The organism is Corynebacterium sp. 212_CJEI (assembly GCF_001055915.1).
Classification (GTDB): Bacteria; Actinomycetota; Actinomycetes; order Mycobacteriales; family Mycobacteriaceae; genus Corynebacterium; species Corynebacterium jeikeium_D.
The window spans coordinates 1-11,262 of record NZ_JVPT01000061.1 but is presented as its reverse complement, the minus strand read 5'-3'; the positions used below and the strand labels follow the sequence as shown (position 1 = coordinate 11,262).

Genomic DNA, 11,262 nt, shown 5'->3' with positions numbered 1-11,262 from the left:
AAGCTTCGTGCTGTTGAGCTCTTCAACGCTGGTTGGAGGCCAGCTGACACCGCTGTGGAATGCGAGCTGCGCTCAAAGATGAGTGTCTATTCTTGGGCACAACGCCACCGTGAAGAGGGAAAATGGGGTTTGATGTCGAAAAGAGAACGCAAAGAGCACACTCGCATGCCCACCCGAGCAGCATTCGAGAAATCATTAGCCGATGATCCTGCAGAACTGAAAAAGCAAATGGCTCAACTGCTCGTTGACAAGGCTGTTTTGGAAAAGGAGCTGGAACTTGTAAAAAAAGACGTCAGCGTCATCCCGGGGCAGCTCAGCAATAAGCACAAGGCTGAAGTGGTTGACGCGTTACGCGGCGAGTTTCCGTTATCTATGCTGCTTGCTGCTATTGATCTTGCGGCATCAAGCTTCTACTACCAACTCCAACAGCGATTTGCTCCGGATAAGCACGCGCATATCCGCGAATTGCTTCATGAGATTAGTTCTGAGTCGAATAACACCTACGGCTATCGCCGACTTTGGTGGGAACTGCGCCATCGCGGGATCGTTATCAGTGAGAAGGTCGTCCGCCGTCTCATGCACGAAGAGGGAATTCGTCCCTGGTTCCCGAAACGAAAGTGGCGTTACTCCAGCTATCAAGGGGAAATTTCTCCCGCACCACCTAACCTGGTGAACCGTAATTTTCATGCTGAGCATCCAAATCGGTTGTGGCTGACTGACATCAGTGTTTTCGCTACTAACCAAGGTCGCGTGTACCTGTCTGCCATCATTGACTGTTTTGACGGGAAGGTCGTGGCAGCAAAAACAAGTGTTCATCCCACCATGGAGTTAGCAGAAGAAACTTTGTACGCAGCAATCGCAACCGAAAAGCCGGCAATGGATGGCTCCTTGGTGATTCACTCAGACCGCGGAGCACATTATCGAGGCAGCAGCTGGCGAAGTATGACCGAGAAGTTCGGAATACTTCGCTCGATGTCGAAGAAAGGTTGTAGCCCCGACAATGCAGCATGCGAGGGGTTCTTCGGCCGAATGAAAAACGAAATGTACTACGGCAGAACCTGGCAGAACCCTCAAGAGCTCAAAGAAGCAATCGCGACATACATTGAGTTCTACAACAATCACCGAATCAAGATCAGCCTCGATGGTTTGAGCATTGCCGAATACCGAAAAGTCAATGTAGCGTGAGATTGAAACTGTCCAAAAAAACGTCCGCATCCCCTTTTGTCACTTAACCCGCGGGGATCGTCGTAAAGCACAGTGCATCGAGCCGTGCGAAAGCCTTAAAGTGGGGGAAATTAAACCGCGTACACACCCTAGCGGATAGGATGTTGTGCATGAGTAAGGAATTCGCCTCAGCAGGAACGCTGTCCCACGATAAGACGCTGCCGTGGGTCGTGCGCATCTTCGTCTACACGGATGCTGAGGGCAGCCAATCGGCTGCTGAGAAGGTTCGTGGGGTGCTCGCGGAACTGATTCCGGATCAGGAAGTCAACGTCTACGAGGATGTCATGCCCGATGTGGGGCGCACCTCTTCGCTCGCTGATTTGTGGGCGGAGGCCAACCCGGGCATGGATCCGGGGGATCGGAAGCGTTACCGCATCAGTGTGGTGGCTCCGGGGCTGTCTCACTGCGAAATGGCGGATCTGGCAGGCCCGCTCGCTGAGGCCGTCAGCCCGGGGTGGGCAGAGGGGGAGGCTGCGACTAAGGTCGCGAAGGGCGATGTCCCGTGCCGTGTCGCTGTCGGGCGTGCCGACGAGCACCCGGGCGAACCCCCGCTAGTGCAGAACTAGCCGGGATTCGGAATTAATCCGAAGCGAGAGCTGTTATCTGGGTTACATCCTAAGAGTCGTTTGCAATGACGACGCTTCACAACCATGAGAGGGAAGTGATTCCGAAAATGGCACACACTATTTCGCATGATGAGGCCGGTCAGCGCTACGTTCTCACCGTGGAGGGAGAAGAGGCCGGCTTTGCCGCTTACACCCCGGTGGAAGGTGCCCTGGACTTTGACCACACGGTTGTAGATGGCAAGTTCCGTGGACAAGGCCTGTCCAAGCCGCTTATCGCAGGCGCGTTGGATGATGTTCGGAAGAACAACCGAAAGATTCGCACCAGCTGCTCCGCTGTTGCCAACTTCGTGGAGAAAAACCCGGAATACCAGGATCTACTGGCTGACTAGTCGCTGAAGGGCAAAGAACGCACAAAGCAGCCGGCCGGCTGCTCACGATAGGAAGAGCAGCCGGCCGGCTTTTGTATGTAGAGCTAGTTTTAGGGCGGGGCTAGATGAAGTCCCCGTCACCTTGGACGTACACCGCCGGATCGCACAACGGCTTGTGCTCGTCGGGCTTGGCAGGGCGTACGCGGCCCGGAATTCCTATCACGATGGAATCGGGTGGGCAGCTGTGGGTGACCACGGAGTTGGCGCCGACTGATGAGCCTGCACCAATTGTGATGGGGCCAAGGACTTTCGCACCTGCTCCGACGGTGACGTTGTCCTCCAGGGTGGGGTGGCGTTTTACCTTCTCCAGTGAGCGGCCGCCAAGCGTCACGCCGTGGTAGAGCATGCAGCCGTCACCGATTTCTGCGGTTTCGCCAATGACGATGCCCATACCGTGGTCGATGAAGAACCTTCGGCCAATTTGAGCGCCCGGGTGAATCTCAATACCAGTCAGCCAACGGGAAAACTGTGCGAGTACTCGTGCAATGCCCTTGGAAATCCCGCCTCGTTTCCAGAGGCGGTGCGAGAATCGGTGAATCCAGATTGCGTGTAGGCCGGAGTAGACAATGGCATTTTCTACATCACTGCGCGCAGCTGGGTCGTGCGCGCGGGCATTGTCCAGATCCTCTTTGAGGATTCGGAAAAAGTCACTCATGGGCGTCAATTCTATCTGGTCGGAAGTGTGGGCAATGAAAAAACCCGCTTGCCGACGGAAAGTGCCAGCTAGCGGGCTCTGCAGAGAAGGTTACGGGCGTTTATAGCGCTTGGTCTTAGTCGCGCAGATCCTCGTACAGGATGGAGGAGACGTAGCGCTCGCCGAAGTCAGGAACAATCACGACGATGTTCTTGCCCTCGGACTCCGGGCGGGCTGCAATCTCGAGAGCAGCCTTGATGTTTGCACCGGCAGAAATGCCGCCGAGGATGCCCTCGGCTGCAGCGACCTTGCGGGAGACCTCAATAGCGTCCTCGTTGGTAACCGCAATGATCTCGTCGAGAAGCTCCTGATCGAGAACCTCTGGGACGAAGTTTGCGCCCAGACCCTGAATCTTGTGCGGGCCGGCGGTGCCCTCGGTCAGCAGCGGGGAGGCCTTCGGCTCAACGGCAACCAGCTTGATGTCCGAGTTGTGCTTCTTCAGCGTGCGACCAGCACCGGTAATGGTGCCGCCGGTGCCGACACCAGCCACGAAGTAATCAACCTTGCCGTCGGTAGCTTCCCAGATTTCTTCACCAGTGGTTGCCTCGTGGATAGCCGGGTTGGCCGGGTTGGCGAACTGGGAAGCCAGGATTGCATTGTCGGTGTTAGCCACGATTTCGTTGGCCTTATCGACAGCGCCGCGCATGCCATCCGCGCCCGGGGTGAGTACAAGCTCAGCGCCAAATGCGCGCAGAACGACGCGGCGCTCCTGGCTCATGGTGTCCGGCATAGTGAGAATGACCTTGTAACCGCGGGCTGCGCCGACCATTGCCAGCGCGATACCGGTGTTGCCCGAGGTACCCTCGACGATGGTTCCGCCCGGCTTGAGCTCGCCAGAGCGCTCGGCGGCATCGATAATTGCGTTGCCGATGCGGTCCTTGACCGAGTTGGCAGGGTTGTAAAACTCCAGCTTGGCAATCACGTTGCCCGGCAGGCCCTCGGTAACACGGTTGAGCTTAACCAGCGGGGTGTTGCCGATCAGTTCAGTGACATCGTTATAAATAGTCATTAATCTTATCCAGTCCGGAAATCACAGAGGACTTCCTAATGAGTTTTCGCGTGTAGCCGTAGTGTACGCCTGATCCTGCAATTAGTACAGACCAGTTCGTCTATTTTATGGCTTGCGTAGGGAAGTGGAAGCTGTCAGTTCCGGTGTTGCCACCGTCATAGTCGCCGCGGCCGGCGTCGTCGCAGTCGCACCGCTATTGTCGCAATGCTCCTGCTCTTGCCACGTTAACGCTATCTCATTGCCTTGCTCGTCCTTACCTCCATTGTGAGGGTAAAGAGCATTAAAGTTTCTTAGAATCCACTATTCTGAGACGTGATTTACAGTGCACGGGAATGCCTTGTAAATAGGCAGCGGCCCTCGCCACTGTGATTGGGCGCGATTGCGGCCCTTATCTGCACAGCGGTTATATGCGATAACCGGAAAACGCAGACAATGGACTCAGCGATTGCGGTGCTTCGTCGAAGCCACTCAGGGGGACTCAAACCTTTGGGGAAGGAGGCGAAGCATTAATAGAAGTGTGAAGCTTTCCTCAGCCCATCAGCCAGGAGACCGACTGTAAATCATCCAATTCGCGTCCGCGGATTGGCGGTCGAGCGGTGCTGTCGAGGTGAATAGCGCCGTAGAAAGATGATTTACATCATGCATATTGCTGAGGGATTTCTCCCAGTTACTCATTGCATTGGGTGGGGCGTAGCTGCCGCTCCCTTTGTCATTCACGGCGCAATTCAAGTCAAGCGCACTATGAAAGAACATCCCGGTAGCGGCATGCTGCTCGGTGCTGCCGGCGCGTTTACCTTCGTGCTCTCCGCAATCAAGATTCCATCCGTGACGGGTTCCACTTCGCACCCGACGGGTACAGGTTTTGGTGCTGTAATCTTCAAACCTCCGGTGATGGCGCTGCTTGGCTCCATCGTGTTGCTCTTCCAAGCAATCTTGCTCGCTCACGGCGGCATTACGACGCTCGGTGCGAACATCTTCTCCATGGCAATCGTCGGCCCGTGGGTCGGCTACGCCTTCTACGTATTGACCCGAAAGCTCGGCGGAGGCCTGCTACCAGGTGTGTTTATGGCAGCGTTCTTCGCTGACCTCTCCACCTATGTTGTGACCTCCGTGCAGCTCGCTCTTGCACACCCGGCAAACCCGGGCGGTGTCGGCGGCGCTCTGGCTACATTCCTCGGCCTGTTCGCTATCACGCAGATTCCGCTGGCGATCATCGAGGCTCTGGTCACCGTCATTCTCATGCGCACCCTGCTGGCCGTGGCACATTCTGAGCTCCTCGATCTCGGCTTCCTGTCCCGCTTCGGTGATGCGCCAGCACCGGCGCTGGAGGCGAAAGCTGCAGAAGCCACGGCTGACGCTGTTGCAGGATCTGTCACTTCGCAGAATGCGGCAGCTGCATCCGTATCTGGCCAGAAGCAGTAGCCGTCGTCAAGCGAAAAGAAGCGAAAGAGAGCACGATTATGAATGCAAAAAACAACGCGCAGATTGTCGACGCACAGGCAGCTAGCCAGCCGAAGAAGAACTCCGTGTGGGTCAGCGTTGGTCTCATTGTCCTGGTAGTCGTAATTGCCATGTTCCCGCTGTTCTTCAACTACGGGGACGACGACGCCGAGGAGCCGTTCGCCGGCACTGATGCCACCGCTACGGAGACAATTCAGGAAATCGACCCGAACTACGAGCCGTGGTTCGAGCCACTCGTCGGCGAGCTGCCGGGTGAGGTCGAGTCGGGTCTGTTCGCGCTCCAGGCCGTTATCGGTGCTGGCGTCCTGTTCTACGTTATTGGCTTCTACCGAGGGAAGGCTGCTGCGCGTTCGGACAAGCGCGAGAAAGAGCAGTGAATGCGCTAGAAGCTGCAGCGGCGCGCAGCGCTTGGGCACGCCGCAACGTGGGTGAAAAGATTCTGCTGCTCGGTGGGCTGCTGATTCTGGCGGTTGCGCTACCGCCAATTCCCTTTGCGCCTGTCATTGCGGTCATTGCTTGGTCTATTGCGTACATAGCCCGAGTGCCCCGCAAGCTGTATGTGGCAATGGTGCTGGCACCGGCGGCTTTTGTGCTCGTCGGCGCGTTTCCGCTTTTGGTAGCGCTTACTCCCGACGGTCTCGCGTGGTCGCCGGATGGCCCGCAGCGAATGGCGCAGGTTGTGATGCGTTCGTTTGCGGGTATCAGCTGCACGATGGTCTTTGCGCTGACCACTCCGATTTCGGAGCTCATTGCCTGGCTCGACAAGCACGGCTTGCCGCGATACTTGACGTACCTCGCCGAGGTGATTTACCGGATGACCGGCGTGCTGATTCACTCCGCACACTCGATGACGGAAGCGCAAGCACGACGCTTGGGACACTCCACGCGCCGGGCGATGATCCGAGATGTAGCGGCACAGTCCGCCAGCCTCTTTGTAATTGCCTTTACCCGCGCGCGCAAGATGCAAGAGGGAATCGAGCTGCGCGCCGATCCGAGCGCAATGAAAGTACTGGTGATTTCGCGGCCCAGGCAGCCGAAGTTCATCGCGATATCCAGTGCATTACTTTTGTCGTTGATTGCGGCCTGGGCGCTGCTGAAATGGGGTGTATAGGGATGTCGAGCAGCAGGAAAAATCGCGCTGATCACGTACATGGTGCCAACGGTGTCATTGTCGAAGCGGCTGCAGTTACATACGCTTACGACGAAACCCACGTTCTGAAAGGCGTGGATCTGGCAATTTCGGGTGGCGAGCGCCTAGCGCTGTTGGGGGCAAACGGTTCGGGCAAGTCCACGCTGTTGCGTATGCTCGCGGGAGCGTCTAAGCCCAATAGTGGTGAGGTCCGCCTTGACGGCACCGTCTACACGTACTCCCGGCACGGCCGCAATGCGGTCCGTCGCTCAGTGCAGATGGTCACGCAGGATCCGGATGAGCAAATCTTCGCGGCTAGCGTGTTTGCAGACGTCTCGTTCGGTCCCGTCAACCTGGGGCTTAAGAACGAGGAAGTCGAACGGCGCGTCCGGCAGGCTCTAGGTACCGCCGAGATCACCGATCTCGCCGAACGCGTTCCGCACCAGCTTTCCTATGGTCAGCGCAAGCGCGTCGCTCTCGCTGGTGCGCTGGCGATGCATCCGCGTGTGCTGCTTCTCGACGAGCCCTCCGCCGGCCTCGATCCGCAGGCGACCCGAAAGCTTGCACACACGCTCAATCAATTGCGCGATCAGAGCACTGCCGTCGTCGTCGCCACGCACGACATCGACTTCGCGTGGAATTTCGCCGATAGGGCAGCGGTGCTTGCCGACGGCAAACTGCGCGTCGGCGCCAAGGAAGAAATTTTGGCCGATCGACGGTTGGTCGAACATGCTCGACTGGCTTTGCCCTGGGCGCCCGTGGTCTCCAAGGCGATTGGGCGAGATGTGTGCCATCCAGAGGATGTTTAGGCGAGTGGCTTGGTTGGTGAATAGCTCATCGATATGTGCAGCTAAACCGCGCTAAAAATGAGAAAAACGCCCGCGGGCAGGGCGTAATGCCTATGAAAATAGGCCTAGAAATATAGGCGAAGCTGTCGCATTTCTTCGCTTCCATTTCACGTCACACCTGTCCGCGGGCGATCTCCGTGGCCGTGGCACTTTGCAGTGCCCTCGGCGCATCAGGCAGGTATTCGGACTTTCTGGCGTGACCGACAATAAGGGGATGACGACTGCCGCAAGCTTCAATGCTTACGTGCAGATCCTTATTATCAATTTTCCTACTTTTCGCCGCTTCCCAAGGTTGAAATAACCTCAGTGCCGTTGGCGAATTTTGTTCCAGATTACCGCTGCGGGACAGTTCCGGAATTGCACCGGATTCCCTCTTGCGTTTGCTGTGCACCACCTTCGGACAACCACGTGGAGGACGTAGCATTGAAAGTGGAACTCAACAAAACCTGTTGCATGTATGACAATAGCGCACGATGCAAAATAAGCGAAGGTCTTTTTCGAAAATGTCCGCATTGGGGGTAAAACGCCGTTCATTACCCTCTGTTATCAACATTCACGCAGTTTGTTAGCGGAAAAATAGCTACCCCCTGCCTTGTATTTATTCGGCCGAGGCGGGGCTAATGACAGGATTTATCCTGGTATTTTCTTTACGTACTTGTAGAGAAACCTAGTTGTTTCCTAAGATTGTGTGACGGATGCCTTAATGCAGGTGTACCCGTTCGGAGGGTACTATCTACTTTGTACGGTTTACAGCCCCCGAAAGGGTCAGTGGCCGCTGAGCGGTAGTTGGCCATTTCGTAGGAGTGTAAGTCGGCGCGAAGTCACAGGCTGATGGTGCCTCTGTGGGTGCCAGTGAAGCAATTTGCCCGTTACGCAGGAGGACGCGAGATGGATCCCCACCGCATTCTGGACGACAATGAGGTTATTAAGTCGTCCTTGGTCGCCCTAAAGAATGCGACTGGTATTCCGGTCACAATGTATGCGGAAGTCACCGATAACTCTAAGATGCAGATCAACAACTGGGTTGGCCTGCGTACTCCGGCCCTGCAGAATCTGACTGTGGAATCGGGTGCGGGTGTCGGTGGTCGCGTGTTGGCCACGCGCCGCCCGGTGGGTGTCAGTGACTACCTGCGCGCCAAGGTTATTACCCATGAGTATGACGACAAGATTCGTGACGAAGGCCTGCACTCGCTGGTCGCCGTGCCGGTGATCGTTTCGCGTCTTGTCCGTGGCGTGCTCTACGGTGGCGTGCACTCCTCGGTGCGCCTGGGGGACAAGGTTCTTGAAGAGGTCACAATGACCGCCCGTTGCCTGGAGCAGGACCTCGCTGTCGTCGATGCCTGCCGCAACATGGATCGTTCTGGCAACGGTAAGGGCGGCCGCATCATGAATGGCGCTGAGTGGGAGCAGGTTCGTTCCACGCACTCCAAGCTGCGCATGCTCGCTAACCGTGTGGATGACGAGAAGCTGCGCCAGGAACTCGAGGTGCTCTGTGACCAGATGGTCACCCCGGTTCGCGTCAAGCAGACCACCAAGCTGTCGGCTCGTGAGCTCGATGTTCTCGCCTGTGTCGCCCTCGGTCACACCAACGTCGAGGCCGCAGAGGAAATGGGCATCGGTGCCGAGACGGTTAAGTCCTACCTCCGCTCCGTAATGCGCAAGCTGGGCGCCCATACTCGCTACGAGGCCGTCAACGCGGCCCGTCGCATCGGCGCACTGCCGTAAACCGCTTGACGACGGTTCCTTTGCGTCCAAACCCGCGGGTATTGGGGTAGTCAGTTCTGCTACCTGACCCGCTACTTACCCCCTGCTTGCCGCTGGGCTTCGCGCTCACCACCGGGGATCCACTTAACGTCGTTTCCGTCATTGGCCACTCTCGAAAGAATAAACAGCAGGTCAGACAGGCGATTGAGATACTTCGCCGGTAGGACTGAGGTGGTTTCGGGAAATTCGCGGCAGGCAGCCCATGCTGCACGCTCAGCTCGGCGAGTAATCACCCGAGCTGTGTGTAGCAGTGCTGCGGCTGGTGTGCCTCCCGGGAGGATGAAGGAATCCAGTTTCGGCAGTTGTTCATTGAACTGGTCGCACCAGTGCTCGAGTCGCTCGATGTAATCCGGCTCGATACGCAACGGCGGGTACTTCGGGTTTTCTTCAACAGGTGTTGCCAGGTCGGCTCCGGCATCAAAGAGGTCATTCTGCACGTAGCGGATGACAGCCGAGACCTCGTCGTCAAGCGTGCCGAAACTGAGCGCCTGACCGAGTGCGGCGTTGGCCTCCTCGCACGTGGCGTAGGCGATAAGGCGAGAATCATCCTTGGGAACGCGGCTGAAATCGGATAATCCAGTGGTGCCGTCGTCGCCGGTGCGAGTGTAAATGCGAGTTAGATGAACGCTCATAGCTTCAAGCCTAAGCGCGATATTGCGAAATGTGGTTGGCTGGGGGAGTGGGAAATGAGCGATTTCTGGTTAAAGGCGGAGCGACGCTAAATGGTCAGGTTCAGATTTCCGGGGCGAAGAACTCGGTTCTGAAACTGATGGGTGCGGCGCTTCTCGCCGAGGGCACGACAGTACTGACGAACTGCCCTGAAATTGATGACGTGCCATTGATGCAAAAGGTCCTCGAAGGGCTCGGCTGCTCCGTTACGCGCGAGGGCGACCGGATTGAGATCACGGTGCCCGAAGAACTCTCGCATCACGCCGACTTCGATGCCGTGCGCCAGTTCCGCGCTTCGGTCTGTGTGCTCGGGCCGCTGACGGCGCGTACCCGTAACGCGATTGTCGCACTGCCCGGTGGTGACGCTATTGGTTCCCGCCCGCTGGACATGCATCAGGCTGGCCTGGAGAAATTGGGCGCGCGCACCTATATTCACCACGGTTGCGTGGTGGCTGAGGCGGGGCGACTCAAGGGGGCGAACATCAAGCTGGACTTCCCGTCCGTCGGCGCGACCGAGAATATTCTGACCGCGGCCGTACTAGCGGAAGGTACGACTGTGCTGGATAACGCCGCCCGTGAGCCCGAAATTGTCGACCTGTGCGAGATGCTCGTGGAGATGGGCGCCAAGATTTCGGGTGCGGGATCTAACACCATCACGGTTGAGGGCGTCGAGAAGCTGCACCCGACTGAGCACAAGGTTGTCGGCGACCGAATTATCGCAGGGACCTGGGCTTATGCTGCAGCGATGACCGGCGGCGATATTACGGTCGTTGGCATTAACCCTAAGTACCTGCACCTTCCTCTGGAAAAACTGAAGAACGCAGGCGCTCAGGTCGAGACCTACCCGCAGGGCTTCCGCGTGCGTATGGACAGGCGTCCGCAGGGTGTGAACTATCAAACGCTGCCATACCCAGGCTTTCCGACGGACATGCAGCCCATGGCCATTGCTCTGTCCGCGGTGTCCGAAGGGACGTCAGTGCTTACCGAGAACGTTTTTGAGTCGCGCTTCCGGTTTGTCGACGAGATGATTCGCCTCGGCACGGACGCGACTATCGATGGCCACCACGTGATGATTCGCGGAAAGAAAACGCTGAGTTCCGCACCTGTGTGGTCTTCGGACATTCGCGCCGGAGCGGGACTAGTGCTTGCTGGGCTGTGTACTGAAGAAGGTGACGTCACTGAGGTGCACGATGTCTATCACATCGACCGTGGCTACCCGGGCTTCGTAGAGACACTCAATTCTCTTGGCGCTTCTGTTGAACGGGTTAGCTAGTGATTGTTGGCCTCTGGTCAATGGCTAACGGCTAAGCGCACGGTGCTAGTTAAACGCGCGGTGCGGAAAACCATCGCAAGTCTTCGGTTCTGGATGCTTCAGAACCGTAAGGAGTGATTCTCCTGTGGTGGCTTGTGGTGGTTTTCGCTATTTTACCTGGGGTTTTGTGTCTTTGGGTGGGGTGTGTGTAATGTATC

At 57.1% G+C, this 11,262-nt stretch carries 12 protein-coding genes and 2 riboswitches; of the genes, 9 read left to right on the top strand and 3 right to left on the bottom strand.

Annotated elements, in window-relative coordinates:
* From ADB02_RS07185 to ADB02_RS07175, 3 genes are all read left to right on the top strand, one after another.
* A partial coding sequence (locus ADB02_RS07185; RefSeq protein WP_080969624.1) for an IS3 family transposase occupies window positions 1-1,185 on the top strand: 1,185 nt, incomplete at its 5' end.
* A 149-nt stretch (window positions 1,186-1,334) separates the two neighbouring features.
* A complete protein-coding gene (locus ADB02_RS07180) occupies window positions 1,335-1,790 on the top strand; it encodes a hypothetical protein (RefSeq protein ID WP_049190265.1) in 456 nt (151 codons plus the stop codon).
* Between the two features lie 107 nt (window positions 1,791-1,897).
* A complete protein-coding gene (locus tag ADB02_RS07175; RefSeq protein WP_042388192.1) occupies window positions 1,898-2,179 on the top strand; it encodes a GNAT family N-acetyltransferase in 282 nt (93 codons plus the stop codon).
* A gap of 100 nt (window positions 2,180-2,279) precedes the next feature.
* On the opposite strand, the gene epsC is transcribed toward ADB02_RS07175, so the two are convergent.
* Together epsC and cysK are read right to left on the bottom strand one after the other, a co-directional pair.
* Window positions 2,280-2,873, bottom strand: coding sequence for a serine O-acetyltransferase EpsC (epsC, locus tag ADB02_RS07170; protein WP_049190263.1), 594 nt, complete (start codon window positions 2,871-2,873; stop codon window positions 2,280-2,282).
* 115 nt (window positions 2,874-2,988) lie between these two features.
* Window positions 2,989-3,921 carry a cysteine synthase A gene (cysK, locus tag ADB02_RS07165; protein WP_049173059.1) on the bottom strand — a complete coding sequence of 311 codons (933 nt, stop codon included), beginning with the start codon at window positions 3,919-3,921 and terminating at the stop codon, window positions 2,989-2,991.
* A gap of 303 nt (window positions 3,922-4,224) precedes the next feature.
* A riboswitch (cobalamin riboswitch) is annotated at window positions 4,225-4,493 on the top strand.
* A gap of 67 nt (window positions 4,494-4,560) precedes the next feature.
* Between cysK and ADB02_RS07160 the strand changes: the two genes are divergently transcribed.
* From ADB02_RS07160 to ramA, 5 genes are all read left to right on the top strand, one after another.
* Entirely contained in the window at window positions 4,561-5,343 is a 783-nt protein-coding gene (locus ADB02_RS07160) for an energy-coupling factor ABC transporter permease (protein ID WP_049190264.1), read from the top strand.
* 38 nt (window positions 5,344-5,381) lie between these two features.
* On the top strand, window positions 5,382-5,759 hold the full coding sequence (locus tag ADB02_RS07155) for an energy-coupling factor ABC transporter substrate-binding protein (RefSeq protein ID WP_049173058.1): 378 nt from the start codon (window positions 5,382-5,384) through the stop codon (window positions 5,757-5,759).
* On the top strand, window positions 5,756-6,493 hold the full coding sequence (gene cbiQ, locus ADB02_RS07150; RefSeq protein ID WP_049190262.1) for a cobalt ECF transporter T component CbiQ: 738 nt from the start codon (window positions 5,756-5,758) through the stop codon (window positions 6,491-6,493). Before ADB02_RS07155 ends, cbiQ begins: the two co-directional genes overlap by 4 nt.
* Before the next feature lie 2 nt (window positions 6,494-6,495).
* Window positions 6,496-7,320, top strand: coding sequence for an energy-coupling factor ABC transporter ATP-binding protein (locus tag ADB02_RS07145; RefSeq protein ID WP_049190261.1), 825 nt, complete (start codon window positions 6,496-6,498; stop codon window positions 7,318-7,320).
* A gap of 195 nt (window positions 7,321-7,515) precedes the next feature.
* Window positions 7,516-7,786: riboswitch (cobalamin riboswitch) on the bottom strand.
* 461 nt (window positions 7,787-8,247) lie between these two features.
* The gene (ramA, locus tag ADB02_RS07140; RefSeq protein ID WP_005511953.1) at window positions 8,248-9,084 is read left to right on the top strand and encodes an acetate metabolism transcriptional regulator RamA; all 837 of its coding nucleotides are present in this window, start codon (window positions 8,248-8,250) and stop codon (window positions 9,082-9,084) included.
* Window positions 9,085-9,155: 71 nt separating this feature from the next.
* On the opposite strand, the gene ADB02_RS07135 is transcribed toward ramA, so the two are convergent.
* Entirely contained in the window at window positions 9,156-9,755 is a 600-nt protein-coding gene (locus tag ADB02_RS07135) for a cob(I)yrinic acid a,c-diamide adenosyltransferase (RefSeq protein ID WP_049190259.1), read from the bottom strand.
* 47 nt (window positions 9,756-9,802) lie between these two features.
* On the opposite strand from ADB02_RS07135, the gene murA reads away from it, so the two are divergent.
* Complete coding sequence (gene murA, locus ADB02_RS07130) at window positions 9,803-11,065, top strand: UDP-N-acetylglucosamine 1-carboxyvinyltransferase (protein ID WP_224783814.1); 1,263 nt, start codon at window positions 9,803-9,805, stop codon at window positions 11,063-11,065.
* Window positions 11,066-11,262: the final 197 nt, after the last annotated feature.

Bases quoted from the DNA above. Each gene is read 5' to 3' on its own strand.
- ADB02_RS07180 (WP_049190265.1), top strand. From the start codon at position 1,335: ATGAGTAAGGAATTCGCCTCAGCAGGAACGCTGTCCCACGATAAGACG.
- ADB02_RS07175 (WP_042388192.1), top strand. From the start codon at position 1,898: ATGGCACACACTATTTCGCATGATGAGGCCGGTCAGCGCTACGTTCTC.
- epsC (WP_049190263.1), bottom strand. From the start codon at position 2,873: ATGAGTGACTTTTTCCGAATCCTCAAAGAGGATCTGGACAATGCCCGC.
- cysK (WP_049173059.1), bottom strand. From the start codon at position 3,921: ATGACTATTTATAACGATGTCACTGAACTGATCGGCAACACCCCGCTG.
- ADB02_RS07160 (WP_049190264.1), top strand. From the start codon at position 4,561: ATGCATATTGCTGAGGGATTTCTCCCAGTTACTCATTGCATTGGGTGG.
- ADB02_RS07155 (WP_049173058.1), top strand. From the start codon at position 5,382: ATGAATGCAAAAAACAACGCGCAGATTGTCGACGCACAGGCAGCTAGC.
- ADB02_RS07145 (WP_049190261.1), top strand. From the start codon at position 6,496: ATGTCGAGCAGCAGGAAAAATCGCGCTGATCACGTACATGGTGCCAAC.
- ramA (WP_005511953.1), top strand. From the start codon at position 8,248: ATGGATCCCCACCGCATTCTGGACGACAATGAGGTTATTAAGTCGTCC.
- ADB02_RS07135 (WP_049190259.1), bottom strand. From the start codon at position 9,755: ATGAGCGTTCATCTAACTCGCATTTACACTCGCACCGGCGACGACGGC.